The organism is Magnetococcales bacterium (genome assembly GCA_015232395.1).
Lineage (GTDB): Bacteria > Pseudomonadota > Magnetococcia > Magnetococcales > JADFZT01 > JADFZT01.
Map to the genome: position 1 here is coordinate 79,911 of JADFZT010000005.1, position 26,918 is coordinate 106,828.

Here is a 26,918-nt window from a genome sequence, read left to right on the forward strand (position 1 = left end):
GATGGACCATTAAAAAAAATAGCCATTGTCAGACCTGCTTCATGTCGGAAACAGTGGCTGTCATCCTCAGGCCTGTTTCATAAAATGGGCAAAACGTTGAAACAGATGGCTGGCATCGTGGGGGCCGGGGCTGGCTTCGGGGTGGTGCTGTACCGAAAAAACAGGCCGGTCGTTGAGACGAATTCCTTCCAGGGTGCCATCAAAAAGGGAGCGGTGGGTGACGGTGATGCCCTCTGGCAGGCTTTCTTCCAGAACCACAAAGCCGTGATTTTGGCTGGTCACCTCTACTTTGCCGCTCTCCAGATCCTGGACCGGATGGTTGCCCCCCCGATGGCCAAATTTCATTTTGCCGGTTTTGGCGCCCAGGGCCAGAGAGAGCATCTGGTGGCCCAGGCAGATTCCAAAGAGGGGCAGATCGGTTTTGAGTAGCGCTTTGATGGTTTCGATCCCCGATACCACGGCATCCGGGTCGCCGGGACCGTTGGAGAGAAAGACCCCGTCGGGATTCATGGCCAGAATTTCGTCGATACCGGTGGTGGCTGGAAAAATCGTCAGATCACAGCCTGCCCCCACAAGCCCCCGCAGTATGTTGTGTTTAACGCCAAAATCAAGCACTGCGACCCGATGTTTTGGGCCTTGTCCTGCCTGGTTGAGGTCGGTGATATAGCTGGGTGGGGGCACCTTGCGCCAGGGGAGGGGACCTGCGCGCCATTCATGGGGGGTTTTACAGGTGACATCACCGGTCAGGTTCATTCCTTGCAATCCCGGCCAGGCTTTGGCCTTGGCTACCAGGGAGTCCCGGTCAAAATCGGTGGTGGAAATCACCCCCCGCTGGGCGCCTTTGTCTCGCAGCAGCCGCACCAGTTGCCGGGTGTCGATACCCTCGATGGCGGGAATGGCGTGACGCACCAAAAAATCGGGCAGACTTTCCCGGGAGCGCCAGTTGGAGGGAATCCGGGAGCACTCCTTGACCACAAATCCACGGATGTGGGGTCCCAGGGATTCCATATCTTCAGGGTTCATGCCCACATTACCAATCTGGGTGTAGGTCATGGTGACGATCTGGCCTGCGTAGGAAGGATCGGTCATGATCTCCTGGTAGCCAGTCATGGAGGTGTTGAAACAGACCTCCCCGACCGACTCTCCCGCAGCACCCAGGGAGCGTCCAATAAAGAGAGTCCCATCTTCCAGGGCCAGGGCCGCCCGGCCCCTTCCCGATGTCGTTTCATTGCTCAACTTGCCGCTCCGCCAGGAAAGTCCGCGAGGGATCGAATGAGGGTGACTGCCATATTGCCCCGGATGGGTCTTCTTCTGCTACCGGGAAAATGTGTGCAGGGTCTTTTGATGGTTGGTCTCACTTTACTCTGGATGGGTAATGTTGGCCTACCGGGAAATTGGATGCCAGAGCAGATAGCAGCTGTTCCCATTTTGACCTGAGTCGGCAAGGTGGCACCACCGGAAAAAAGAATCAGGGAGCGTTGGACGGCTCCGGTCATGGCCGGGTGGATGGCCGCAGACCTGACGATTCGATGGGTGGCAAAAGCCCCTTTGGCGGCCATGGTCATGGGATCAGGTAAAAGAGGAAAACCATGACTGCGGGTTATAACGCCAACCCCGTTCCAAGTCAACGCCGTCACCGGCCAGGATGACGGTTGGTGAGTGTTGCGAAAAGGGGGCTGAAATGGTTTATTTAGAATGGACCAATTTGCCGACATATCCATCAGGAGAGAGCTCCATGAAGAAGCGTCCTGGGAGAAGTCCCACGGTAAAGAGAAGCTGTTGGTTGCTTGTTGTGGGATTATTTTGCGCAATCCCGGCTCCGGGGAGTCTCTTGGCCGGAGGGTGGTTGGGGGTCACCATCGAGCCTCCCCAAGGGGTGCAGATCGGGGAAATTGTCAAAGGAAGCCCTGCGGATAGCGCCGCTCTTTTGCGGGGGGATATCATCACCCGGGTCAATGACGAACCCGTCCACTCCATCTGGCACTTTTCCTCTACCATCGCCAGCTATCAGGCCGGGGATGTGGTGACGCTGACGCTCTTGAGAGAGGGAGGGGTTCATGAAATCGAGGTGACCCTGGATCAGAGCGTTCAGCATCCCTCCTTTCTCCAGGGGAGGGCATCCAGCTTCAGTGGGCAGGGGGGATCCAGAGGATATTCGCCTGAGGGAATGCCGCCAAACAGCCCCATGCCCTCTCAAGGAGGGGGAGCTTGGAATTCATTCAGCCCTGGCGGTTTTGCTCCTGGAAGTGGTTATGGCCCGGGTGGAGGGTATGGTTCCGGGAATGGTTATGGTCCCGGCGTGCGCTATGGCCCTGGGGGTGGTTATGGTCCGGGCGGGGGGTATGGTCCTGGGAATGGCTATGGCCCAGGGAACGGTTATGGTTCAGGTATGGTCTATTCTCCTGGGGGTGGCTATGGCCCAGGCTTGTTCTACGGTCCTGGGAGTGGCTATGGCCCGGGGAGCGGCGCTGGCTCAGATGCGATGGCGCCAGGGAGTGATTTGGCTCCGGGGAGTGGGGAGATCCAACCGGCTCCCCCTGAAAAAGCCTATTTAGGGTCTTGGCTCGGTGTGGCCATGGGGGTGGCGGATGGGGGGGTGGTGATTTTGGGTGTGGCCCCCGCAAGCCCTGCCCAAGCGGGTGGGCTGGAAGAGGGGGATATTATCCTGGCAGTCAATGATCAGACCGTTGCCAACAGCGCTGACCTGACGCGCATCATCCAGGAGACGCCCCCTGGCGAGGAGGCGCGCATTGTGGTGCGCCGGGCTCGGGAAACCCGAACCATGACGACAACCCTCGGTGAACGGCCTTTGGTGCCATGAGGTATCTTCCGGTTTTCCGAAGTCCTGGACTGATCGCGGCTCTTCTGTGCGTTTTCAAGAACCATTAATCCCAGGGAGGCTTCTCAAGCGCTACAAGCGTTTTTTGGCTGATGTGGAACTGCCGGGGGGGGAGATCCTGGTGGCCCACTGTCCCAACACCGGGGCCATGACCGGCATGGCTCAACCGGGGACGCCGGTTTTGCTCTCCCATTCCAACAATCCCCGGCGCAAACTGGCCCATACCTGGGAGCTGGCTCAGGTTGAAAAAAACTGGGTAGTGGTCAATACCGGCCTCGCCAACCGGGTGGTGGCGGAAGGATTGGCAGCGGGGGGAATTCCGGAGCTTGCCGGTTATCCACACCAATCCCGGGAAGTGCGCTATGATGAGAGCCGGTTTGATTTTTGTCTGACCGGTGGCGATAGGCCCTCCTGCTACCTGGAAGTCAAAAGCGTTACCCTGCGCCAGGGGGAGGGGGCTTTTTTTCCGGATGCAGTCACCGAACGGGGTCTGCGGCATCTGGAAACCCTGGTCCGAGTGGTACAAGAGGGCCACAGGGGGGTGATGCTCTATCTGGTGCAGCGGGCGGATTGCCGTTTTTTTGCGCCAGCCATCACCATTGATCCGGCTTATGCAAAAGGCCTTCAAGAAGCCGTCAAACAAGGCGTGGAGGTCGTGGTCCGGGTTTGCCGGGTCACACCACAGGGGGTTGCCCTGTACCGAACGATTCCTTTTGAAATGAACCCGGAATGATTCATATCAAAACACCCGAAGAGATTCGACGCATGCGGGCCACTTGCCGCCTGGCTGCCCAAACGCTGGTGATGATCGAGCCCCTGGTGCAGCCTGATATTACCACCAATGAGCTGAACGACATCTGCCACGATTATATCATCCGGCACGGTGCCACCCCCTCTCCCTTGAACTATCGGGGATTTCCCAAGTCAATCTGCACTTCCGTCAATCAACAGGTCTGTCACGGCATTCCCGGTAAACGGAAGCTGCGGGAGGGGGATATTATCAATGTCGATATCACCACCTGTCTGGATGGTTTCCACGGCGACACCAGCCGCACTCTGTTTGTGGGTAAGCCCGGTCCCAAAGCCAAAAAAATCACCGAGGTAGCCGAAGCCTGTCTGGATGTGGGGATTGAGCAGGTGGTTCCTGGTGGGCATATCGGGGATATCGGCGCCGCCATCGAAGCCCATGCCCTCAAAAACCGCTGTACGGTGGTGCGGGAATATTGTGGTCACGGCATCGGTCGGGCATTCCACGAAGATCCGGCCATTCTCCACTATGGGCAGCGTGGGGAAGGGGCTGTGTTAAAACCCGGCATGATCTTTACCATCGAACCGATGATCAATCTGGGTAAGGCCGCGATCAAGCACCTGCCCGATAAATGGACTGTGGTGACCAAGGACCACTCCCTCTCCGCCCAGTTCGAACATACCCTCCTGGTCACCGAATCCGGCTGTGAAATTCTCACTGTGGCCGATGGAGAGGTGTGATTCGGTGACGGATCACATGCTATCCCATCGGCCTTTTGATTGTTGGCACGTTTCACCGTGGAGCGGTGTTTCGTGAAGTTTCCTGCCAAAGCCGCCTCTTTTTCGACCAGCTTTCCCTCCAAGCTGAAGCGTCACCTCTCGGTCTGGCTGGTTTTTTTTCTGGGTCTGTTTATTTCTGCCACGGGTTTCGATCACATGGAGGAGATGAACCGTCGGGAGATGAAAAACCTGTTCGAGTCCGGTGCCCAGGAACGTCTCCATGCCCTGCGCAAGGATATCGACCACATTCAGACTGAACTGGAGGATATTCGCAGCTTTTTTAATGGCTCCAGCTTTGTCGAGCGACAAGAATTTCAGGCCTTCGTGCAACCCATGCTCCGTCGGCATCCCTATATCCAGGCTTTGGAGTGGATCCCCAGGGTGACCCGGAGTGAAAGGGGCCAATATGAGTCGGAAGCGGCAAAGGACTATCCGGGCTTTCAGATTACCGAACGGGTAATGCAGGGGCTGATGTTACCGGCGCCCCCCCGGGAGGAATATTTTCCTGTCTATTATGTAGAGCCCTATCAAGGCAATGAAAAGGCTCTGGGTTTTGATCTGGGATCCAGTTCAACCCGGCTGGAAGCTTTGAATCAAGCTCGGGACAGTGGTTTGCCATCGGTCACGGGCCGGGTGGTTCTGGTACAGGCAAGTGATGTTCAGGCCTATGGTTTTCTGGTTTTATCGCCCATTTACCAACCTGACGCATTAATAACTGGTGTGGCCGAACGTCGTCGTCATCTCAAAGGATTTGTACTGGGTGTTTTTCGTATCGGACCCTTGGTGGAAGCTTCTCTGGCTCAGTTGGCTCCTCGGGGTATTGATTTTGAAATTCGGGATGAATCGGCCTCTGAAGAAAAGCAATTTCTCTACTATCATGTCAGTCGGCAGACATCAGGCCGTTCCAAGGCAGAAGCCACCAAGCCTTCTGAGCTGAATAATCAGTTGCAATTCAATGTTCAGTTCGAGGTGGGTGGGCGTCAGTGGTCGTTTGCCGCTTATTCAACCCCCACTTTGCTGGGGAAGGCTGCGTCCAATAACGCCTGGCTCCTGTTTTTCGCCGGTCTGCTGCTGACGCTTGTTTTGACGCTGTACCTGATCCGCTTGCTACGGGTTCTCCAGGAGCGTCAGCAAATGACCGAAATTCTGAATGCCAGCCAAAAAAGTCTGACCAAGGCCCAGCAGATTGCTCATCTGGGCAATTGGGAGTGGGATATTGTCAGCGGTAAAATGACCTTGTCGGAAGAGATTCATCGGCTGTTCGGGCGTCCACTGGCTGCATTTGGGCCGGGCTATCAGAGCTACATGGGGTTTGTTCATCCTGAGGATCGGGAACGGGTTCGGGAAATACGCAACTTGGCACTTTGTAAAAAAAATGCTGATTTTCAGATCGATTATCGGATTGTTCTGCCCAATGGTTCGGAATCCATCGTCCAGGAGTTGGGTGAGGTAGTCCGCAATGAGCTGGGGGTGCCGGTTTCGGTCTCCGGAATCATCCAGGATATCACCGAGCATCGCTTGGCCGCCAACCGTTTGGCCAAGGCGGTGGAGAGTCTGGAGGAGCGGGAGCACTATCTCCAATCGATTTTGGATACCTCCCTGGATGCCATTATCACCATGACCCCCAAGGGTGTTGTGGTGGGTTTCAATCCGACGGCTGAGCAGATGTTCGGCTATAAAAAAGAGGAGATCATGGGCCGGGATTTGACCGATTTTATCATTCCCCCGGAATTGAAAGAGCTACACCGCAATGCCCTGAGACGTTTTGCCGGGCCGTTTTCCAGCCTGCCGGTTTTTGGCCGACGCATGGAAATGCCGGGTCTTCGGGCGGATGGTTCCCGTATGGAGTTGGAGATGGCCCTGGTGGCGGTTCAGCGTAAGGAAGAGACCCTTTTTGTCGGCTCCATTTACGATATGACCGAGCGCAAGCAGCTATTGCAATCCCTGAAGGAGACCCTGGAAGAGGCGGAATCGGCCAATCGTTCCAAGAGTGAATTTTTGGCCAACATGAGCCATGAAATCCGCAGTCCCATGAATGCCATTATCGGTATGACCGATCTGGTTTTGGGTAGCCGGCTTTCTGAAGAGCAGCGGGACCATCTGGAGACGGTGCAACGCTCCTCCCAGACGATGTTGGAGCTGTTGAACGGCATTCTGGACCTTTCCCGTATTGAGGCCGGACAGCTGGTTTTAGAGTACATCACCTTTAACTTGCGCAATTGTGTAGAGGAAGTGTGCCAGACCCTGGCGGTGAAGGCTCACATGAAAGAGTTGGAGCTTTACTGCCAACTGGAGTCGGACCTGCCGGAGATATTGGTGGGGGATCCCCTGCGTCTGAACCAGGTGTTGACCAATCTCCTCTCCAACGCCATCAAGTTTACCGATGAGGGGGAGGTGGGCGTACATGTCCAGTTGGAGGCCGCTGAGGGTGGTTCCCCATCCCAGGAGGAGTTCGGAGCGAACCATCCGGATGGTGTGGGTCTGCGATTTATCATTTGGGATACCGGAATCGGCATTGCAGAGGAAAATTTAAGTCGTGTTTTTCAGAGGTTTACCCAGGGGGATGGTTCAACCACCCGGGAGTATGGCGGAACCGGATTGGGGCTGACCATCTCACGGCGTCTGGTCTATATGATGGCTGGGGATATCGCTGTTGAGAGTGCCAAGGGGAGAGGGAGCGTTTTTCAATTTACGGCGCGTTTTGGCCAGCATGACCAGCTTCAATCCACTGTCGTCAGGCCGGATCACCTCTCTCGACCCAGCTGGCCCGGGAAGGCGCTTTCCGGCGTTCGGGTGTTGCTGTGTGACGGACATGCTACAGGCCGTGGGATTGTTCGGGAGATGTTGGTTCATTTTGATGCCCGGGTGATGGAAGCCTGGGATGCCGACTCTTTTTCCCGGGTTTTAACCCGGGAGAAAGAACAAAACAGCTGGCCCGATGTCGTGATTTTTGATCATTTGGTTTTGGTGGAGATGGCCCGGGATTCCGAAGTGTTAGCCCCTTTGTTTGCTAAAGGGGCTGGATTGTTGGTGATGTTTCCCGGGCAGTTGAACCTGGAAAAACTCTCTCTTCCCCCAGAGTTCCAACGGGCCGTATCGATACAAAAACCGGTGCGGCTGTTCCGGTTGCTGGAATGGATCAATATTGCTTTGGGGCGGGAACAGGAGGCACCGCGAGCGGAGGGGCGTCCCAGATTTCGAGGAAGGCGATCCAGAGGTCGTCTCAATATTTTGTTGGTGGAGGATTTGCCGGACAATCAGGTACTGGCAACCGAAGTGCTGGAAGAGGCGGGTCATCGGGTGGCCATTGCCAATCATGGCCTGGAGGCGTTGCATCTGATCAAGGAAAGCCGCTTCGACCTGATCTTGATGGATTTGCAAATGCCGGAGATGGGGGGGCTGGAAGCTACTCGGCGTATTCGTCATCCGGAAAATCCCGGTTTGACCCCCAAGGATGTCCCGATCATTGCCGTGACCGCCCGGGTGCGGGAGGGGGATAGGCAAGAGTGTGAAGAAGCCGGTATGAACGGCTTTGTCGCCAAGCCCTATCGAGTAGAGGCTTTATTGGATGCAATCAAACCGTTTTTGCCGCCACCCGATAGCAAAAAGAGACGCCAAAAAAGCACCCGAAAGGTGGTCATATTGACGCCGGTTGAGGTGGATTCAGAAAACTTCTTGCCAAGAATGCGGATTTTTCTGGACGAAGGCCCCAAACGGCTGCAAGATCTTGGAGAGGCTTTTGCAAATGAAAATGTGCGCCAATCGGTGAAACAGATCGAGTGCCTGATGGGCTTGGCTGAGGCGGTAGGTGCCAGCCGGGTCGCATCCGTAGCCTTGCGGTTACGGGGACAGGTTGAGGTGGAAGATTGGGAAGAGGCCCGCTCCCGCTCCCGGGACTTGGAAGCAGCGTTTCACAAGGCCCGCAAAGCCCTGATGGAGAAAGGTGAGGAAGTATGAAAGCCCTGATTGTAGACGATCAAATCGATAACCGTAAGTTATTGAGAGATATTTTGGAGTCTCACGCAACCTGTGATCTGGTCAGTAATGGCCTGGAGGCGGTCAAAACCTTCGAGATGGAGCTGACCGGTGGGGAGCCTTATGATTTGGTGCTTCTCGATATCATGATGCCGGTGATGGATGGCCAGGAAGCCTTGAAGCAGATGCGGGCTGTGGAGCGGGAACAGAAGGTGCCAGCCAGTGAGGAGGCGGTGATTATCATGGTGACCGCTTTGGACTCCCCCAAGCCGGTTACGGAGGCCTTTTTCAAGGGTTTTTGTACCGATTATGTCTCCAAACCCCTGCGCCCCAAGGTGTTGCTGGACAAGTTGGCTGAGTATGGTCTGATCGAAGCCTGACTGTTTTGGTTTTTCGGGGTTCGGCGTCTCTCCCTCATTGCGGACCCCGCCCATGTCTTTTATTGCTGATCTGCACATCCATTCCAAATATTCCCGGGCCACCAGCCGGGAATGCGACCTGGAAAATCTCGCCCTCTGGAGCCGGAAAAAAGGTGTTTCGGTGCTGGGTACCGGGGATTTTACCCATCCCGCCTGGTTCGAGGAGATCTCCACCAAGCTCGTTGCCGCCGAGCCCGGCCTCTTCCGCTTGCGGGAAGAGCTGGAGCGGGGGGTTGAAAGCCGCTTGAAGGGGTTTGCCGGTGAGCCGATTCGCTTTCAGCTGACCGTTGAAATTTCCACCATCTATAAATCCGGTCCCAAAACCCGCAAAGTCCACCACCTGATATCGATGCCCGATCTGGAGGCCGCCCAGCGCTTTAATGCCCAGCTGGATCGCATCGGCAATATCCACTCCGACGGTCGCCCCATTCTGGGTTTGGATTCCCGTGATCTGTTGGAAATTGTTCTGGCATCGGGGGAGGGGGGGTGGCTGATTCCCGCCCACATCTGGACCCCGTGGTTTTCGATGTTGGGGTCGAAGTCGGGGTTTGATTCCGTCGCGGAGTGTTATCGGGATCTTGCCCCGCATATTTTTGCCTTGGAGACCGGCCTGTCGTCGGATCCCCCCATGAACTGGCAGATTTCCGGATTGGATGATTACCGTCTGGTCTCCAACTCCGACGCCCATTCACCCATGAAACTGGGGCGGGAGGCGACCCGTTTTGAGACCCCTCTGGACTATTTTGCCATGGTGGCGGCGTTGAAGAGTGGGGTGGGGTATGGGGGGACGTTGGAATTTTTTCCCGAGGAGGGAAAATATCACCTGGATGGCCATCGCAAGTGTGGGGTGCGGCTGGAGCCGGAAGAGACCCGGGAGCGGGAGGGGCTCTGTCCGAGTTGTGGCAAGCCGGTGGTGGTGGGGGTGTTGAACCGGGTGGAAGAGCTGTCGGACCGCCAGGAAGGGATTCGACCGCAGAGTGGCGGGGATTTTACTTCGCTCATTCCCTTGCAGGAGATCATCTCTGAGATCGAAGGGGTGGGGCCGGGTTCCAAGCGGGTGCAGCGGAGTTATGAAACGTTGCTCTCCAAGCTCGGACCGGAGCTTTATATTTTGGAAAAAGCCCCCCTGGAAGATCTACACCGGGCCGGGTCGGAGCGGTTTGCCGAGGCGATCTCCCGTTTGCGGGAGAGCCGGGTGATTCGCCAAGGGGGGTATGATGGGGCGTTTGGGGTGATTCGTCTGTTTGAGCCTGACGAATTGGTTGAGCGCACTGCAGTGGGGGTGCTGTTTGATCCGGCAGAGTTGGCTGGGGAGAGCCCTGGAAGAGACAGGCCAGCCGCTAAAACCCGCCAAAAAAGGGCTCCCCGAAAGAAAAAAACCGCTCTTGCCAAGAGATCCCCAGTGCCAGCGAAAAAAGCCGATCCAGCGCTGGCCGAGGGGGGGATCCTGGCGGGGCTTGATCCAGAGCAGCGTTTGGCAGCAGAAGCCACTCGGGGGCCTGTGATGATCCTGGCAGGCCCCGGCACCGGCAAAACCCGCACCCTCACCCGCCGTTTGTGTCAGGTGATCCAACAGGAGGGCGTCGCGCCGGAAGCGGTCCTGGCTCTCACCTTCACCCGTCGGGCGGCGGGGGAGATGGCGGAGCGGTTGGTGGCGTTGCTGCCAGGTGTAGGTGATAAAATTCCTGTCATGACCTTCCACGCCCTCGGCTGGTCGATGGTGCGGGAGCACTTTGCCGCTCTGGGGTTTGAGGCCCCCCCCACCATCGCTTCCGATATCGAGTTGACGGGATTATTGCGAGAGCTGATCGGATTATCGGCTGCCCGGGCGGCCAAGAGGCTGGGGGAAATTTCCCGGATCAAGGGGGAGGGGAGGGAGAGAGATGATCCCTTTATCGAGCGGTGGCAGCAGGCTTTGGGGGAGCGGGGGTGGGTGGATCTGGATGATTTGATCGGGTTACCCCTGGCGCTGCTTGATCAACAGGAAGCGTTGGTGGCCCACTACCGGGGGCGCTACCCTTGGGTTTCGGTGGATGAATTTCAGGATGTGGATGGGCGGCAATATCGACTGCTACGCCACTTGGTTCCTTCCGGGGGCAACCTCTGCGTGATTGGGGATCCGGATCAGGCGATCTATGGTTTTCGGGGGGGAGATGTACGCTTTTTTACTGAATTCGAACGGGATTTCGAGGAGGTGCGAGCCATTCGCCTGAGTCGCTCCTACCGCTCGGGGCCGTTGATTTTGGCGGCGGCCGGGGAGGTGATGGCGGCATCGGAAATGAAACGTGAACGTGAATTGCAGCCCATGGGAGGGGAGCCGCTACCGGTGGGGGTGCATGGGGCGCTCTCCGAAAAAGCCGAGGCGGAATTTATCGTCCAGACCCTGGAAAGGTTGCTTGGGGGGCACTCCTTTTTTTCAGTGGATTCGGGGCGGGCCGATGGGGAAGCTGAGGGCGTTTATGGATTTGCCGATTTTGCCGTGCTCTACCGCACCGATACCCAGGGGGAGGTGATGGCCGAGGCGTTACAGCGCTCGGGTATTCCCTATCAAAAACGCTCCCACAATCGCTTGCTGGATCACCCGGGGGTGGGGGAGGTGGTGGCGCGCATGGGGGAGGGGGAAGGCTCGGTGCTTCAACGCTTGCTGGGGGATGTTGAGTGCCCGGAGGCGGTAGGGGAGCTGCTGAAACCGTTGGCTGAGGCGTGTGGTGGGGATTGGGGGCTCTTCCAGGCGCGCTTGTCCATGGGGGCGGAGGTGGATTGTTGGGAAGCCAAGGCCGATCGGGTCACCTTGATGACCTTGCATGGCTCCAAGGGGTTGGAGTTTCCGGTGGTTTTTATGGTCGGTTGCGAGGAGGGGGTGTTGCCCTTGGCCTGGGGAAAAGCGGTTGAGGATCTGGAGGAGGAGCGCAGGCTTTTTTTTGTGGGGATGACCCGGGCGAAGGAGCGGCTTTTTCTCAGCCATGCCAAAAAGCGGCTGTGGCGGGGGAAGGTGAGGGAGGGGGAGCGGAGCCGTTTTTTGCAAGGGATATCGGAAGGGTTGCTGGAACATCACCAGGCCCCACCTCTACCGAAAAAAAAGCCGAAGCCGTTTGGCGAGCAGCTCAGTTTATTTGGGGATGAGGATGTGTGAGTTGAAGAGGGTGATCCAACCGTGAACCATTCGGGCTATCTCTATCTGGCGTTGGCGATTTTGAGTGAAGTGGCCGGCACCATCGCGCTGAAATTTTCCAATGGTTTCCAAAAGCTGCTGCCGTCATCGATCACGGTGGTGGGCTATGCGCTGGCGTTTTACCTCCTTTCCCTGAGCCTCAAGACCCTGGGGGTTGGTTTTACCTATGCCGTATGGGCCGGCATTGGCATCGTCCTGATTTCCATCGCGGGGGTGTTTGTTTTTGGTGAAAAGGTGGATTTGGGCGGCATCATCGGCCTGGGCCTGATCGTGGCCGGCGTGGTGATACTCAACCTCTATTCCGGCATGGGCAAGGGGTGAGGGAATAATCCCAAATCCGGCAGTTGGGCGTACGCACATGCCCCAGCCCCTTGATCCACCAAGCCAATCGGGAGAAAATCCTGTGACCAACATGGTGCCGGCGATTTCTCCCAATTCACTCTGCGAACCCATATCCTGCACCTACCACACACGCCCAACTACCGTATTTAGGTTCAATAGGTGCCTGTTTCCCTTGGCACGACTATAAGAAAAAAAGGGCGAATAAACATAAAAAAAAGGGGCGATGTTTTGCCCCTTTGAGTCTGCGTTGATGTTCAGTCTCGTGCGTGGGGTCAACCCCGTTTTTTGATCCAATCGGCGATACCGGGGGGGACTTCCTTTTGGGCTCGGGAGCTGACGTAGAGGCCGATGTGGCCACCGCTGAAGGGAAGCTCCGAATAATCCTCGCTGCCGACGAGATTTTTCAATGCCAGTGATGCCGCCGGGGGAACCAGATGATCCTTGGTGGCATAGACATTGAGCACCGGCATGGTGAGGTTTTTCAGATCGACGGTTTTATCTCCGATCTTGATGCCGCCGTTGACCAAGCCGTTCTTCTGGTAAAAATCCTTGATAAACTGACAGAAAGCCTCTCCTGCCTGGTCCGGACTGTCCGCGACCCACTTTTCCATGCGCAGAAAGTTGGTAAGCTTTTTCTTGTCCTCCAGGATATCGATCATATCCAGATATTTTTTGCCCGTGGAGGGGGCCGAGCGCATGGAGGCGAAGGTGACATTCAGTAGATCCCCCGGGATATTCCCCATGGCATCCACCATCAGATCCACATCCAGCTTTTGCGCCCAATGGGAGAGCAGATTGTCCGGGGTCTGAAAATCCACCGGCGTCACCGTCACCACCAGATTGCGCACCCGCTCCGGATGCATGGCGCTATAGCAGAGGCTGAAACTTCCCCCCTGGCAGATCCCCAGCACGTTGATGCGAAAGAGCCCGTGACGCTCGCAAATCGCTTCCACTGAACGGTGGATGTAGCCGTTGATGTAGTCATCCAGATTGATAAATTTGTCGGAACGATCTGGATAGCCCCAGTCGATGAGATAGACATCCAGACCCTGATCCAACAACCCCCGGATCATGGAACGATCTTCTTGCAGGTCAGCCATATAGGGGCGATTTACCAGGGCATAGACCACCAGCACCGGCACCCGATGGGGGTTTTCCACTCTGGGCTTGAAGCGGTAGAGGACCATCTTGTCCTCCTGATAAATCGCTTCCCGCTCGCTACACCCGACCTCTACTTCACCCACCTCCCCCAAGGAAGGCAGGCCATTGATGAATTTCCGGTTGAGATCCGCCACTTCCTGGGCGGCCTTCTCCGGGCTGATGGAAAAAGGCAACATGAATGATTCCTCCTGAGCGCTGATGGAAATCAGTCGCTTTTGGTGGTCCGGGTGGATTTACGGGGTTTTTTGGCAGCGGCAGCGGCAGCCGCAGCCGCTTTGGGCTTGGTTGGGGCTTTGGCCTGGGCCTGGGCTACCGTCTTGCTGGCCTCAACATTCGCCTGAAGATGCGCCACCTGATTGCGCAATCCAGCCACATCCAGCTTTTCCACCTCGTCCCGAAGAGTGTTAAGCTCCTGGGCCAAATCCCGCTCTTGGGCCTTGGCCTTGAGTTGGGCTTCCAGGGCTGCCACCCGACGCTGTAAGCCTCGGACGGTCTTGTGAGCGCTGTCCATCTCCCGGCGGTGGGGCAGGTTCATCGCTTCCAACACCTGATCCATCGCCTCACCGTTGTGGGCCCGCAGTCGATTCATGGCGTTGACCAATTCGGCATTGGCAGCGGCATACTCCGTACCCACCACCATCTTGGCGTGGGCCGCCTCGGCACACCCGACCCACAGGTCAAAGATCTCCTTGAAGCTGCTCAAGGGTTCTTCATCCTGGGCGAGTTTGACGAGCTTTTCCTGGAACATTTCCAGAGCTGTGACCGTCTCCTGACCCTGGAGCTGCATAAACTTGCCCATCGCCTCCTGGCAGGCCCACATATGCTGGCCCGTGGCCTCGGAGTGTGCCCGCCACTTTTCCATCACATCCGGGGAGATGATGGAAAGGTATTGCTTGAAGTGACCCATCAACGCCTCGTTCATCCCCGGGGGGAGACCAAAAGCGGAAAGGTCCGGGAAGCTGCCCATCTGGGGCATTCCCTGGGGCATTCCCTGGGGCATCATGCCCTGCCAAGCTTGCCAGGCTTGGGGAGCGGAGCTGAAGGAGTTGGTCAAAAACCCCTTGGCTGTTTCGATGTTTTTGGCCAAAAGCTCCTGCCAGGCTTCGGCACCTGTGCCACCGGAGGCCATGGCTTGAAAAGCCTTCATGGACTCTTCGGCCAGCTTTGGAAACGCCTGACCCCAAGCGAGCAGGTTGGCATGAATCGCCTGTTCCGGTGCGCCGTGGGGAATGCCGGAATTGTTTTTCCACCAGGATTGAAACATCTGGCTGAAGTCAGGCTGGGCTCCGGCGCTGGGTGGAGACCACCAACCCCAGGGATTGGGAGTCCCCATATTCCCGGCGCCGGATGGGCCGCTCATGGCGGCCATAGCCTGCTTTTGCCACTCGGTCCAGCCGTTCATCCAGTTGGTGGAAAATGGGTTGCCATCAGTCATATCGGTTCCCTCCGGAGTGACAAAGGATATAAGGGGTGGAGATAAGGATGCTCATGCCCATGAAAGCGGTTGGATCACTTTCATGGGCAGGGAGGAAGGGGGATTCCCCTTCGGCCAGACAAAGATTATTAGGGATTTTTGCCCATGCTGAGCAGGTCGTTGACGTTTTTCTCAACGAGGGAGTTCAGCTCGTCTTTGGATTCGGTCAGCACGCTCATGGTCTTGCGGGCGTGGTTGATCATCAGTTCACCCAACTCGCTGGCGAGTTCAGCCTGGGTGGAGACCGCTTGCTTGACATCCTTCACCTCACCGGTCTCTTTCATCTTTTTGACACCCGCTTCCATGCAGCTGCCAGCCACTTCCAGCTGCTGCTCGGCGAGGGTTCTCAGGGTGCGATCATTGATCTCCTGCAAACGCAGCATCGCGTCCAGAACATTCTTGGTCATCGCGGTCATCTGTTCGGGTATCTTGTTTTCCATGGCTCGTCTCCTGGCTCCTGGTAGGACTGCTTTTCGTCATGTTGCGATGCAGCATATTGCGGTGCAGCATAATGAAGCTTTTTGCGCCTGTCAATCATTTTTTTGCAAACTTTGAAACAGAGTGGTGCTGTCGGCTGCTGGTTGGGGCCGCGACAAGGCTTGGGGAATAACGTCGGAGAGGCGTGTGGAACAGAGACGGTAGCTGGTCAGCTATGACTCGTCGGAGTCGGTTTTTTTGGTAGGCGCGCCCGAAGCTATCGAGAAGAGATTGTTCTGCCATTGCTGCCAGAAGGCGATGTTGGAATCGGTGATTTTTTCCATCATCGCCAGGGGCAGACCGGCATCGGCGGGGGTGTTGAGGAGCTGCTTTTGCAGATCCACCTGCTGCTCCATGAAAAAGCCCAGGGATTTTTCCAGATAGTGGCTGACCGATGTTTGCAGGAGATCGCCATGGAGGCGGATAATGCGGGTGAGGACATCGCTGGAGAGGATGGGATCTCCCTTCTCTTCCTGTTCGGTGATGATCTGCAACAGGACCGAGCGGGTGATCTCTTTGCCGCTGCGGCTGTCCACCACCTGGAAGGGAATCCGCTCTTTAACCAGCTTGCGGATTCCCTCCAGGGTGACATAACGGCTCTCCGCCGTGTCGTACAGGCGGCGGTTGGGATATTTTTTGATGATGCGGATATCGTCCATGGCCGCAGGGTGCTTTAAGCCAGGGTCAAAATCAATGTATGAACTGCCCGCCGTTGACATCGATGTTGGCGCCAGTGATGAAGCCGGCATCGTCAGCAGCCAGGAAAAGCGCCACCCGGGCGATTTCGATGGGTTCTGCCAGGCGACCTGCCGGAATCTGGGCGATGATGGCGTCGAGGATCTCCTTGGGGATATCCAGCATCATTTTGGTGGCGGTATAACCCGGGGAGATGGTGTTGACGGTGACCCCTTTGCGGGCTCCTTCCTGGGCCAGGGCCATGGTGAAGCCGTGGAGGCCTGCCTTGGAAGCGGAATAGTTGGCCTGACCGAACTGGCCTTTGCGGCCATTGATGGAGGAGATGTTGATGATCCGTCCAAATTTGCGGTCCAGCATGCCGGGCCACACCTGCCGGGTCATGTTGAAGGCCCCGTCCAGGTTGGTGTTGATCACCGCATCCCACTGCTCGGGGGTCATTTTTTTCAGGGTGCTGTCCCGGGTGATGCCGGCATTGTTGATAAGGACATCGATGGGGCCCACCTGGGATTCCACATCGTCGATCATCTTTTTGCAGGAATAAAAATCGGTCACATCCACCTCAAAGAGGGGAATATCCATATCCTCGGCTTTGCGGGCGGCGCGCCAGTCATCAATCCGTTGACATTCGATCACAGTACAGGTGGCAGCCACCTTGTATCCGGCCTTGATCAGGCCCCGGGTGATTTCGGTACCGATGCCTCCAGCACCACCAGTCACCAATGCAGTCCTTTGAGTCATTTGGGGATTCTCCTTGTTGATGTGCCACTCTCGTAGTGCGGGTTCGGGAGCCATTTGGCTACTGTTACCGGTCATCACCCGGTTTTGCTTCGGTGTGTCCGGTATGGGGGTAAAACTATTTCCCCGCCGCCCTTACGGGCAAACCGGCTGGCGGGGAGATCTATTGCTGATTTCGGATTCCTTAAGCGATGGGAAGATCCGAATGATTTTTACATCCGATCATGAATCTTCAAGCAGTCAGGGGAGGGGGATTCTAACCCCGCTCCACCGCCAACGCCACACCCATTCCACCACCGATGCACAGAGTGGCCAAACCGCGCTTGGCATCCCGCTTGGCCATGGCGTGGAGCAGGGTCACCAGAATCCGGGCTCCGGAAGCGCCGATGGGGTGTCCCAGGGAGATGGCACCGCCATTGACGTTGATCTTGTCGGTATCCCAGCCAAGCTCTTTGTTGACAGAGATGGCCTGGGAGGCGAAAGCTTCGTTGGCTTCGATGAGGTCGAGATCGTCAATGCTCCAGCCTGCCTTATCCAGACATTTTTTTACCGCAGGCACAGGCCCGGTTCCCATGATGTCCGGCTCTACCCCGGCACTGGCATAAGCCACCACCCGAGCCATGGGGGTGATTCCCAGTTCAGCGGCTTTGGAGGCTGAAGCCACCAACACCATGGCAGCGCCATCGTTGATGCCGGAAGCGTTACCAGCGGTCACCGCACCGGTTTTTTCGAAGGCGGGGCGCAGCTTGCCAAGGGAAGCCGCCGTGGTGCCTGCCCGGGGAAATTCGTCCCGGTCAAAAATGACGGGGGGCTTTTTGCGCTGGGGGATCTCCAGGGGGATGATCTCATCCTTGAATTGATCGCTGTTCTGGGCCGCTTCGGTCTTCTGCTGGGAGCCTGCGGAAAATTGGTCCAACTCGTCCCGGTTGAGTTCATATTTGCGGACCAGATTTTCCGCCGTACAGCCCATGTGATAGTCGTTAAAAACATCCCACAGACCATCGACGATCATGGAATCCTTCATTTTCCAATCGCCCATTTTGGCGCCGTTGCGGGAATTTTCCAAAACATGGGGGGAGCGGGTCATGTTTTCCTGGCCCCCGGCCACAATCAGATCGGCATCGCCGCAGCGAATCGCCTGGGCGGCCAGATGGACCGCCTTGAGGCCCGAACCGCACACTTTATTGATGGTCATGGCGGGCACGGTGACCGGCAAACCAGCGCCGAGGCAGGTTTGGCGGGCGGGGTTTTGGCCGACACCGGCGGTGAGCACCTGGCCCAGGATCACCTCATCCACCTGATCCGCCGCCACGCCACTGCGCTCCAGCAGGCCGGAGATGACTTTGGCGCCCATTTCACTGGCAGGCATATTTTGCAGGGTACCTAAAAATTTGCCAATGGCGGAGCGACCGGCTGCAAGGATGACCACATTTTCCATTGTTGATGCCTCCAAAAGGGTGCTGCTGTAGTGAATAGGGGCTCCTGGGTTGTTTGACTCAGGGGCTTAAGTTCCATGTTTTCAAGGTGTTGGATAGTCTGGTTGGATCTATCCGGACAGCTGAATACAAAAAAAATGTGTTTTTCACGGCATGCGAATGTGCATCACTCACATAAATACATCGGTATTTCCTACTATAATTTCACCGCCCGGTCCATGCCTGAAGAGGATCAATTGTGTGAAAATTTGATGGACAGTCATTTTTTTCACGCAAAATCAGTGTATTAGGTTTAATGTGAAAAACCGACTTTTGCCGGAGAAAAAGCGCGTGTTTGAGAAAGGGAATTGGTTTGAGAGGGTGGAGGAAGGGGGTTTATTGATAAATGTTCGAAACAGAAGGAAAAATGAGAAAGGCCGGAGAGACGATTGCCTCCCCGGCCCAGACACCTGTTATCAGGATGGTGGCTGATGAACAACTCCCACCAAGGTGTCTCCCCAGTTAAGGATGGCAGACGCCTTGTGAATGGCGTCTGCCAACCGAGTGAACTGATTTTTGATGCTGCTTATGCCCCGATGTAGCCCCGCTCGTCGTGGAGGGAGATATCGAGTCCCATGATTTCACTCTCCTCATCCACCCGCAGGCCCAGGGTGGCATCGATGATTTTGAGGAGCAGGAAGCTGATGATGCCGCAATAGACCGCTGTCACCACCACACTCATGGTCTGGGCCGCTACCTGCCCACTCATGGTCATCCCTTCAGCCAGCCCCACACCACCCAGATCAGCGGAGACGAAGACGCCGGTGAGGATGGCACCGACGATGCCGCCGACACCGTGGACACCGAAGGCGTCGAGAGAGTCATCGTAGCCCAGCTTGCGTTTCATGGTGGTCGCACTCCAAAAGCAGACAAAGCCTGAGATGGCACCGATGGCCAACGCTCCCATGGGCCCAACGAATCCCGAGGCCGGGGTGATGGCGACAAGCCCGCCCACAGCACCGGTCACAATACCCAGGACACTCGGTTTGCCGTGACGCACCCACTCGGCGAACATCCAGGCCAGCGCCGCCGTGGCGGAGGCCAACTGGGTCACCACCATGGCCATGCCCGCCGTGCCGTCTGCCGCCAGTTCACTGCCCGCATTGAATCCAAACCAGCCCACCCATAGCATCCCAGCACCAATCACCGTCAGGGGCAGGTTGTGAGGAGGCATGGCGGTGGTGGGAAAGCCCCGGCGCTTGCCGAGAACCAGTGCCGCGACCAGGCCCGCTACACCGGCATTGATGTGCACCACCGTACCTCCTGCAAAGTCCAGCACCCCGTGATCTCCCATCCAGCCACCACCCCACACCCAGTGACAGACCGGGATATAGACCAGGGTGACCCAAAAGGTGAGGAAAATCAGCATCGCCGAAAATTTCATCCGCTCCGCAAAGGCCCCCACGATCAGCGCCGGGGTGATGATGGCGAAGGTCATCTGGAAGGTCATGAACACCCCCTCCGGGATGGTGCCGGAGAGGGAATCGGGGGTGACCCCCAAGAGAAAGGCTTTATTGAGACCGCCAATCACGGCATTGACTGAACCGCCATCTTCAAAGGCTAGGCTATAGCCGTAAACCGCCCAGAGCACCGTCATCAGCGAGGTGATGGCGAAACATTGCATGAGCACGGAGAGAACATTTTTGGCCCGTACCATGCCCGCATAAAAAAGCGAGAGGCCGGGGATGGTCATGAAGAGCACCAGGGCCGTTGCGGTCAACATCCAGGCGGTATCACCGGAGTTGAGTTGGGCGGCTTCTTGTGCATGGGCCAGGGTGGGGATGAATAGGGTCGGGGCCAGTAGAGCCAGGGACCATTTTCCGGGGGTGTGCATGATATCCTCCTTGATAGCTGCTTCGAGCACGTTTTAGAGCACGTTGTCGCCGGTTTCGCCGGTACGGATGCGCAGGGCCCGTTCCAGATCCAGCACAAATATTTTGCCGTCGCCGATGCGACCGGTATGTCCCGCCTTTTGGATGGCCTCCACCACGCCCTCCACCATATTTTCAGAAACAGCGGCTTCGATTTTGAGCTTGGGCAAAAAATCCACCTGATATTCCGCGCCGCGATAGAGTTCGGTATGACCTTTTTGTCGACCAAACCCACGCACTTCGGTTACGGTGATGCCCTGGAGCCCCACCTTGGTGAGGGATTCCCGAACTTCGTCCAGCTTGAATGGTTTGATGATGGCGATGATCCACTTCATGATATCCTCCTTGCCCGTAACCGCATTTTTCATCAGCCCGGCTCCATGCTGGGCTACCGGGGGAAACCTCCGCCCGGATGTTGGCTATAGGGCATAAGGCGTGCCATGTTTTGTATGATGTTGAAAATCAAGTAAAATATAAGAATTTCAGAGTAAAAAATCTTCTCTGAAAGTATGGGTTGCATAATTATTGATCACGCTTGTTGGTGTGGTGTTGGGCGGGTGATTAAAAATTAACCAGATCGAGGGAATCATGGAGCATCGTGCCTATTTTATTGTCGGAGATTTTTTTTCCTGCATCGTGACAGGGGGAATGACCGGCTGGTTGGTGACCGGCTGGGTGGGGAGTGGCTGGTCGATGTTTGGGGGAATGCTGCTGGGCATGGGGGTCGGAATGGGGTTGGCCTTTTTGCTCTCCCCGATTTTCATGACCTTTTTCGGAGCCATGGAGGTGATGGTGCCCGGCATGTTGAGTGGCATGTTGGGGGGGATGGTGGTGGGGATGGGGGTTCCAGGTGATTCTCTGACCGCTCTGGATGGTTGGATTCAGGGGGGTGTGGCGGGGGGGGTGGTGGTGATGGCGACCTATGCCATGAACTGGCAGGTGAAAGGAGTGAGACCATGAACCAGCCCTCTGACCATGACCAGCCTGAGGGGGGGAGCGACAACAAGCCCCGGATCAGTGCTGAGGCGATGGCTGCCGAGACCCAAAAAAAATGGGATTTTTCCGCCGGATTTTTCGACATCATCGCCTACGGTGCGGAGTTGCGCTGGGGGCCGGAAAAAAAGGCGCTCTACCGATCCATGTCCGGCAAGGTGCTTTTCGTCGCCATGGGGACCGGTCTTGATATTGCCCAGTTTCCGCCGAATCAGGATATCATCGGTGTTGATATCAGCTCTAAAATGTTGGCCAAGGCCCAACCCCGGGCGGACAGCTATCCGGGGAGCTTGACATTGATGGTGCAGGATGTGCTGGCGCTGGATTTTGCCGATGACAGTTTTGATCAGGTTTTTACCGCCTGCACCTTCTGCTCTGTGCCCAATCCTGTGGCGGGGTTGCGCTCCTTGAAGCGGGTGTTGAAGCCCGGAGGCCGCCTCAACATGTTTGAACACACCGGCTCCCGCATTCCTCCCTTCAATATGATGCTCAACCTGATGAATCCCCTCTGTCGGCAGATGGGACCGGAGGTCAACCGCCCTACGGAGGAGAATGTCCGGGCGGCTGGTTTTGAGATTTTGGAGGTGAATCACATCTATTTGGATATCGTCAAGACCATCCGAGCCGTGGCGCCGGGGTGAGTCGGATGATTTTGGCAACCCCCTGGACTTTGCTGGAAAACCCTGCTGTTGTGTCCGGTAAATTCATTTAAAATCCCGGGAAGTCCACTGCTGGAAAGGGCGTTTTCCATGATGGTAAAAGGGTTTTTGTGCTCCCTATCATCCCCGTGGTGACGCGAGCCTGCCATTGCGGTGGAAGCTCCTGTGGGCTATTAATAGCGCGATTCCAGGCCCAGGTCTTCAGCCTGAGGGCCGTTACCAACCCCAGCCATGCAACCGGGGGGTGCCATGGGTAGATCCTCTTTCTTTTCAACGCTCGTTTCCGCCCTCTGGACCCTGACGCTGATCAGCGTCTCGGTTTATGCGGGTTATTATGTCGCGCTGATTCTGGATTGGTCCATTGTCCAGAGCTACATCACCCTTCCCGGGTTTTTAAGCGTTCCCCTGGAGTATCAGACCGAGACCCCCATCATTCGCACGTTGGCCGGGGTGATTTCCGGATTTTTGCTCTTCTTCATCATCTGCTATGTCTGGCAGGCCTTCTGGGACGCCTTTCGCCTGGGAATGGTCAGCCGCTCCCTGCGGGTGGCGATGAAAAAGGGCCGTCTGGAAAATCCCGAACGTCCGGTGATCGATTGGGGTTGGTTTTACTATCCGCTCTTCAGCCGTTTATGGCGGGATTTTGCCGAAACCCTCCACTGTCAGCGTCACCCGGATGCCAAGGTGGATGAAAACCGGGTGCAGTATCGTGCAACAGCCCCCGCAGAGCTTCATTTTAGTCCCCAAACCCTGGTAGACACCCCCATGAAGGTGGAGTTTTTCCGCCACCTTCCCGGCATCCTCACCGGTGCGGGTATCGTCAGCACCTTTGCCGGTATTCTCCTGGGCTTGACCGAGTTTAATCCGGTGGTGGAGCCCGATCAGGTCACCTTACAGCTGCAAAACCTCTTCATGGGGGTTTCAACCGCCTTCGTCGCCTCCTTTTTTGCCATTTTCACCGCTATCTGCATCACCGTGGTGGAAAAGCTGCTGCTCCACTGGCGCTATGCCCAGGTGACGGCGCTCCAGGGACGTCTGGACGATATGTTTCAGGCTGGGGTGGAGCCGGAATATCTGGCAGAGCTGGTCAAGAGCGGGAGCGAGCAATCCGACCGTCTGGAGGCTCTGGCGACCCAGTTTGTTCCCCGCCTCACCGCTTTTTTGGAGCGCTCCGGTGAGTCTGACGCTCTGCAAGGGGGAGCCCTTGATAAAATTTTGGATCCTCTGGCCGAAAAGCTGGCTGCAAGCCAAGCCAACCAAACCCGGGCACTGGCGGAAAAATTGGCTGAAAACCAGGCCAATCAAACCCGGGCGCTGGCAGAAGCGCTCAAAAATGGCCTGAACGAGCCCCTCAAGCTGATCTCCAAATCGGTACAGGTGACCCTGGAGGAGCAGCGCAAGGGGGGGGAATCCATCGATGCTCTCAAGAGCGGCTTGGAGGGTGTGGGTGAAAAACTGGACCGGATTGTCGGTGCGGTGAATGGCCTGGATGGGGTGTTGCGTGACGGGCACAACGACCACGCCCAGCGGATGGCCCGGGAAGCGGAGGCCACCGGGCAGAGGGCGGATGAGCAAGCCCGACACCTCAAAGAGGGGCTTCAGGGGCTGGGAGAGCGGTTCGAGACGGTTGGTGATCGACTCCAAGGGGCCATCGCCGGGTTGCAACAAAACGGTGAGGGTATCCAACAGCTGCTGGAAAAACAGACCAATCAGCTGGCTCAGGGGGAAGAACGGGATCAGGAGCAGGCCCTGAAGCAGGCTCGGGCTCAGGAGCAGGCTCAGGAGCAGGCCCAAGCTTTGACCCAGGGTTTGGAGGGGTTAAGCCAAAAGCTGGATGAGGGGGTCGCTGCCGTCAAAGAGATCTCCGGCTCCGTGGATAAAACGATGGGGGGGCTTTCCAGCTCTCTAAATGAAACGATGACAGGGATCTCCAGCTCTCTGAATAAAGAGTTGGGAGCTCTTTCCAGCTCTCTGAATGAAACGATGACAGGGATCTCCAGCTCCCTGGATGAAACGATGACGGGACTTTCCAGCTCCCTGAATGAACAAACAGGAGGGCTTTCCAGCTCCCTGAATGAAACGATGACGGGACTTTCCAGCTCCCTGAATAAAGAGATGGGGGGGATGACCGATTCCCTCACCAAGGGATTTGATACCTTGGGAGGCCAGCTCAATCAAGCGGCTGAGGGGGTTTCTGCCGTGGGTGGAAAGCTCACGGGGCTTCTGGAAAAACAGTCCAGCCAGTTGACGGCCCAGTTGGCAGACCAGGCGGCTCAGGCGGGGGATGGGGAGCAGGCCCGCGCTGATCGAATGACCCAAGGGCTGGAAGCTCTCGGAGAAAAGCTCGATCAGGCCATCGAAGGCATCGCAGCCTTTTCCCAAATGGGCTCCCAGCTGAAAGAGGTGTTGGAGGAGCAGTCCCAGGCACTGGCCCAAGGGACTCAAGGGGAACGGGAGCAAGGGCTTGAAGTCATTGGCGCTTTGCAGAGTCTGGGAGAAAAACTGGATCAGGCAGGCCAAGGCTTGGCAGGGCTTGATGGGGCGGTTGGTGAGATATCCAATCGTCTGAAATCCGGCTTGGATACCCTCAGACAGGGAATCGATGGCCAGGGCCAGGGGATCGAGGGAATCAACCAGGGGATTGCGGGCATCAGCCAAGGGATCGAGGGAGTCAACCAGGGGATCCATGGGTTCGGCCAAAAGGTGGAGAGTTCGGTGGCCGGGGTATCCCGGGTGGGCGGGGAGTTGCGAGGGCTTTTGCAACACCAAGCCGAGCTTCTGGAAAAAAATATCGCTGGGGAGCAAGAGCGTGCTGCCGGGGAGCGGGAACGTGGCGATATGTTGATTTTGGGCATCGAAGAGTTGGGAGAAAAGGTGAATGGGGCGGTTTCCGGCATTTCCGATGCCTTGAAGGGGGGGGTGGGGGATCTCAAGAGCCAGCTGGCCCAGAGCCATGCCGGAATCGATGGGCTTGGCGAGGTGCTACAAGGGGTGTTGGCCAGCCAAACCGCCCGGCAGGAAGTGGAAGGCACGGAGCAACAGGCGCAGTCGGAACGGGTTTCCATCGCTTTGGATGGTCTCGGTAGCCGGTTGGATCAGATCGGTCAGCAGCTGGATGGGGCGGCATCCGGGATTTCCGCAGGCCTGACTTCGGAGCTTCAAGCCCTGGGAGGCAAGCTGGACCAGGCGGTATCGGGGGCCTCGGATATTTCGGATGTGGGCTTGGAGATTCAAAATATTTTGGAAAGCCAAGCCTCCCTTCTGACCGAATCTGCCGAACGGGACAAAGAGACCGCACAAAGGCAGGGTCAGGGATTGGAGAGCATCGGCGAACGGATGGATGGTGCCCTGTCGGTGGTCGCCAAGGCTCTTGATGGCGGCTTTAAGGAGTTGGGGGATAAAGTGGACCTGGGGGTTGCCGGGATAGCCGACCTGGGAGCGGGCCTCACCGGATCGTTGGCCAAGCAGGCGACGGAACTGAGCCAACAAACCAGCCGTTTGAACGACTCTGCCCAGAAAGGTCAGGAGGGGCTTGCCGCCGTTGCGGAAAAACTTCAGGGGTTGGGTGACAAGCTGGATGGGGGAATCAATGCCCTGGCAGATGCCGGAGGAGAACTCAAGGGGCTCATGGAAGATCAATCCGCCCTGATGGTGGATGCCGCCCAACAGGAGCGCCATTTAAGCCAAACCCTCAACACCGCACTGGATGGGATAGGCGAAAAACTGGCTGACTCTCTGGCGCTGTTGCGTCGTGAGTTGGGGGAGCGGGGTGAGCGCCTGGATCGGGTTTTGGATGCCATTCCCACCACGCTGACAACAGGCTCCCAGCAGGTCAAAAAAGCCCTTGAGAGTGGCCTGGTCGCCATACCCCAGCTGGTGGAAAATCTGGAAGCTCTGCGCCAGGAGCAGGGGGAGCGGGCCTTGATTCTGCGTCAGGATCAAGATGCCAGAGACAAGGCCTTGCGCCAGGATCAAGACGCCCGGGACAAGGCGTTGCGCCAGGAGCAGGATAGCCGCAGTCAGGCGGAACGCTCTCTGCTGGAATCCGCTCTCACCACCAATCGCCTCTCTCTGGAAAAAGGGGTGGCCGCACTCCACGACAAGCTCCATGAGGTGGCGCAAAAGCTGCCCTCAGGTAGCGATATCCAGAGCTTGATGAAAGAGCTTTCCCAAGCCCAACAGCAGGCTGACAAGGAGCGGGATGCCTTTCTTTTGAATCGCCTCAGCGCCGGTCAGGGGGAGTTGATTGAGCGGGTGGAAAAATCCTTCAACGCGGGCCAAGGAGCCCTGGTCGAGCGGGTGAAGGAGTCCTTCGATGCCGGATTGGAACAGCCGGTACAGGAGATTGTCGAGCGGGTCTCGGAAGTGCGGGAGGCGCAACTCGCCCAGGGGCGGGAGTTGAGTGAAGGCATTTTGAACGCTTTTGCCCATCAGCTCCGTGAGACCGTCAGCAGCTTGGGGGATCGTCTGGGAGAACTTGGAGAGCGAATCACCAGTGAGCGGGAAGGGATGGAGGCCACCTTTAAAAATTTGGTGGTGGCCATGGGCGAGGCTGCCGAACAGGGGGGAGAAAAGCTCTCTTCCCAGCTGGACAGGGCTTTGGCCGGTAGTGAGCTGCGCCAGGATGAGCTGATCGAATCCCTGACCAAATTTACCGCCGATATCCGGGTGGATCTCGACCAGTTGCAGGTCAAAATCCGGGACACCTCACAGGAGCTTTCCGACAATCTGGTCAGCCAGACCCAGGAAATATCCGCTCAAACCGGTGAGGCCACCGAACAGCGTATCGAAGCCTCTACCAGTCAGCTTTCCCGGGAATTCAAGGCTACCCTGCAAAAATTGGAGCAGGAGCAGGCCCAGCGGGAGAAGAGCCGGGAGAAGGATCTCATGGCCCGGCTCCAGGCTGGGGACGATGATCTGGCCAAGCGTCTGGTTACAGCCATCCAGTCCGATCTGGCTGGATCAGCCGATGGTCTGGCCGAGCGGCTTCAGAGTGCGATCCAAAAGGATTTGAGCAGTTCCACGGATGGTCTGGCCGAGCGGCTTCAGAGTGCGATCCAAAAGGATTTGAGCAGTTCCACGGATGGTCTGGCCGAGCGGCTT

Annotated in this window: 19 protein-coding genes; 10 read left to right on the forward strand and 9 right to left on the reverse strand. The window is 57.0% G+C overall.

Going from position 1 to position 26,918, the window contains the following annotated elements; genetic code table 11:
- Window positions 1-66: 66 nt before the first annotated feature.
- A complete protein-coding gene (carA, locus tag HQL52_02910; GenBank protein ID MBF0368385.1) occupies window positions 67-1,236 on the reverse strand; it encodes a glutamine-hydrolyzing carbamoyl-phosphate synthase small subunit in 1,170 nt (389 codons plus the stop codon).
- 595 nt (window positions 1,237-1,831) lie between these two features.
- Here carA and HQL52_02915 point away from each other — a divergent pair.
- The 7 genes from HQL52_02915 to HQL52_02945 all read left to right on the forward strand — a co-directional run bounded on the left by HQL52_02915 (window position 1,832) and on the right by HQL52_02945 (window position 12,253).
- Window positions 1,832-2,821, forward strand: coding sequence for a PDZ domain-containing protein (locus HQL52_02915; GenBank protein ID MBF0368386.1), 990 nt, complete (start codon window positions 1,832-1,834; stop codon window positions 2,819-2,821).
- A gap of 46 nt (window positions 2,822-2,867) precedes the next feature.
- Window positions 2,868-3,572 carry a DNA/RNA nuclease SfsA gene (sfsA, locus tag HQL52_02920; protein ID MBF0368387.1) on the forward strand — a complete coding sequence of 235 codons (705 nt, stop codon included), beginning with the start codon at window positions 2,868-2,870 and terminating at the stop codon, window positions 3,570-3,572.
- On the forward strand, window positions 3,569-4,327 hold the full coding sequence (gene map / locus HQL52_02925) for a type I methionyl aminopeptidase (GenBank protein MBF0368388.1): 759 nt from the start codon (window positions 3,569-3,571) through the stop codon (window positions 4,325-4,327). Before sfsA ends, map begins: the two co-directional genes overlap by 4 nt.
- 72 nt (window positions 4,328-4,399) lie before the next feature.
- Complete coding sequence (locus HQL52_02930; GenBank protein ID MBF0368389.1) at window positions 4,400-8,323, forward strand: CHASE domain-containing protein; 3,924 nt, start codon at window positions 4,400-4,402, stop codon at window positions 8,321-8,323.
- Complete coding sequence (locus HQL52_02935) at window positions 8,320-8,721, forward strand: response regulator (protein ID MBF0368390.1); 402 nt, start codon at window positions 8,320-8,322, stop codon at window positions 8,719-8,721. The genes HQL52_02930 and HQL52_02935 overlap by 4 nt, the downstream gene beginning before the upstream one ends.
- A gap of 52 nt (window positions 8,722-8,773) precedes the next feature.
- Window positions 8,774-11,893: a UvrD-helicase domain-containing protein gene (locus tag HQL52_02940; protein MBF0368391.1), complete on the forward strand. Its 3,120-nt coding sequence runs from the start codon at window positions 8,774-8,776 to the stop codon at window positions 11,891-11,893.
- A 21-nt stretch (window positions 11,894-11,914) separates the two neighbouring features.
- Entirely contained in the window at window positions 11,915-12,253 is a 339-nt protein-coding gene (locus HQL52_02945; GenBank protein ID MBF0368392.1) for a multidrug efflux SMR transporter, read from the forward strand.
- A 293-nt stretch (window positions 12,254-12,546) separates the two neighbouring features.
- Here the strand turns inward: HQL52_02945 and HQL52_02950 are convergent, their stop codons facing one another.
- The 8 genes from HQL52_02950 to HQL52_02985 all read right to left on the reverse strand — a co-directional run bounded on the left by HQL52_02950 (window position 12,547) and on the right by HQL52_02985 (window position 20,498).
- Entirely contained in the window at window positions 12,547-13,611 is a 1,065-nt protein-coding gene (locus HQL52_02950) for a class III poly(R)-hydroxyalkanoic acid synthase subunit PhaC (GenBank protein MBF0368393.1), read from the reverse strand.
- 29 nt (window positions 13,612-13,640) lie between these two features.
- Entirely contained in the window at window positions 13,641-14,870 is a 1,230-nt protein-coding gene (locus HQL52_02955; protein ID MBF0368394.1) for a hypothetical protein, read from the reverse strand.
- 128 nt (window positions 14,871-14,998) lie between these two features.
- Entirely contained in the window at window positions 14,999-15,349 is a 351-nt protein-coding gene (locus HQL52_02960; GenBank protein MBF0368395.1) for a phasin family protein, read from the reverse strand.
- Between the two features lie 210 nt (window positions 15,350-15,559).
- Window positions 15,560-16,045: a polyhydroxyalkanoate synthesis repressor PhaR gene (phaR, locus tag HQL52_02965; GenBank protein MBF0368396.1), complete on the reverse strand. Its 486-nt coding sequence runs from the start codon at window positions 16,043-16,045 to the stop codon at window positions 15,560-15,562.
- Window positions 16,046-16,076: 31 nt separating this feature from the next.
- Entirely contained in the window at window positions 16,077-16,820 is a 744-nt protein-coding gene (gene phbB / locus HQL52_02970) for an acetoacetyl-CoA reductase (protein ID MBF0368397.1), read from the reverse strand.
- 253 nt (window positions 16,821-17,073) lie between these two features.
- Window positions 17,074-18,255: an acetyl-CoA C-acetyltransferase gene (locus HQL52_02975; GenBank protein ID MBF0368398.1), complete on the reverse strand. Its 1,182-nt coding sequence runs from the start codon at window positions 18,253-18,255 to the stop codon at window positions 17,074-17,076.
- Between the two features lie 563 nt (window positions 18,256-18,818).
- Window positions 18,819-20,126, reverse strand: a complete 1,308-nt coding sequence (locus HQL52_02980; protein ID MBF0368399.1) for an ammonium transporter — start codon at window positions 20,124-20,126, stop codon at window positions 18,819-18,821.
- Window positions 20,127-20,159: 33 nt separating this feature from the next.
- Window positions 20,160-20,498 carry a P-II family nitrogen regulator gene (locus HQL52_02985; GenBank protein ID MBF0368400.1) on the reverse strand — a complete coding sequence of 113 codons (339 nt, stop codon included), beginning with the start codon at window positions 20,496-20,498 and terminating at the stop codon, window positions 20,160-20,162.
- A 253-nt stretch (window positions 20,499-20,751) separates the two neighbouring features.
- Between HQL52_02985 and HQL52_02990 the strand changes: the two genes are divergently transcribed.
- From HQL52_02990 to HQL52_03000, 3 genes are all read left to right on the forward strand, one after another.
- The gene (locus tag HQL52_02990; protein MBF0368401.1) at window positions 20,752-21,123 is read left to right on the forward strand and encodes a hypothetical protein; all 372 of its coding nucleotides are present in this window, start codon (window positions 20,752-20,754) and stop codon (window positions 21,121-21,123) included.
- Complete coding sequence (locus HQL52_02995) at window positions 21,120-21,797, forward strand: class I SAM-dependent methyltransferase (protein MBF0368402.1); 678 nt, start codon at window positions 21,120-21,122, stop codon at window positions 21,795-21,797. Before HQL52_02990 ends, HQL52_02995 begins: the two co-directional genes overlap by 4 nt.
- A gap of 267 nt (window positions 21,798-22,064) precedes the next feature.
- A partial coding sequence (locus tag HQL52_03000) for a hypothetical protein (GenBank protein MBF0368403.1) occupies window positions 22,065-26,918 on the forward strand: 4,854 nt, incomplete at its 3' end.

Excerpts from the sequence above, each read along its gene's own strand:
- map (MBF0368388.1), top strand. The coding sequence starts at position 3,569 with ATGATTCATATCAAAACACCCGAAGAGATTCGACGCATGCGGGCCACT.
- HQL52_02935 (MBF0368390.1), top strand. The coding sequence starts at position 8,320 with ATGAAAGCCCTGATTGTAGACGATCAAATCGATAACCGTAAGTTATTG.
- HQL52_02940 (MBF0368391.1), top strand. The coding sequence starts at position 8,774 with ATGTCTTTTATTGCTGATCTGCACATCCATTCCAAATATTCCCGGGCC.
- HQL52_02950 (MBF0368393.1), bottom strand. The coding sequence starts at position 13,611 with ATGTTGCCTTTTTCCATCAGCCCGGAGAAGGCCGCCCAGGAAGTGGCG.
- HQL52_02955 (MBF0368394.1), bottom strand. The coding sequence starts at position 14,870 with ATGACTGATGGCAACCCATTTTCCACCAACTGGATGAACGGCTGGACC.
- HQL52_02960 (MBF0368395.1), bottom strand. The coding sequence starts at position 15,349 with ATGGAAAACAAGATACCCGAACAGATGACCGCGATGACCAAGAATGTT.
- phaR (MBF0368396.1), bottom strand. The coding sequence starts at position 16,045 with ATGGACGATATCCGCATCATCAAAAAATATCCCAACCGCCGCCTGTAC.
- phbB (MBF0368397.1), bottom strand. The coding sequence starts at position 16,820 with ATGACTCAAAGGACTGCATTGGTGACTGGTGGTGCTGGAGGCATCGGT.
- HQL52_02975 (MBF0368398.1), bottom strand. The coding sequence starts at position 18,255 with ATGGAAAATGTGGTCATCCTTGCAGCCGGTCGCTCCGCCATTGGCAAA.
- HQL52_02980 (MBF0368399.1), bottom strand. The coding sequence starts at position 20,126 with ATGCACACCCCCGGAAAATGGTCCCTGGCTCTACTGGCCCCGACCCTA.
- HQL52_02985 (MBF0368400.1), bottom strand. The coding sequence starts at position 20,498 with ATGAAGTGGATCATCGCCATCATCAAACCATTCAAGCTGGACGAAGTT.
- HQL52_02990 (MBF0368401.1), top strand. The coding sequence starts at position 20,752 with ATGGAGCATCGTGCCTATTTTATTGTCGGAGATTTTTTTTCCTGCATC.
- HQL52_02995 (MBF0368402.1), top strand. The coding sequence starts at position 21,120 with ATGAACCAGCCCTCTGACCATGACCAGCCTGAGGGGGGGAGCGACAAC.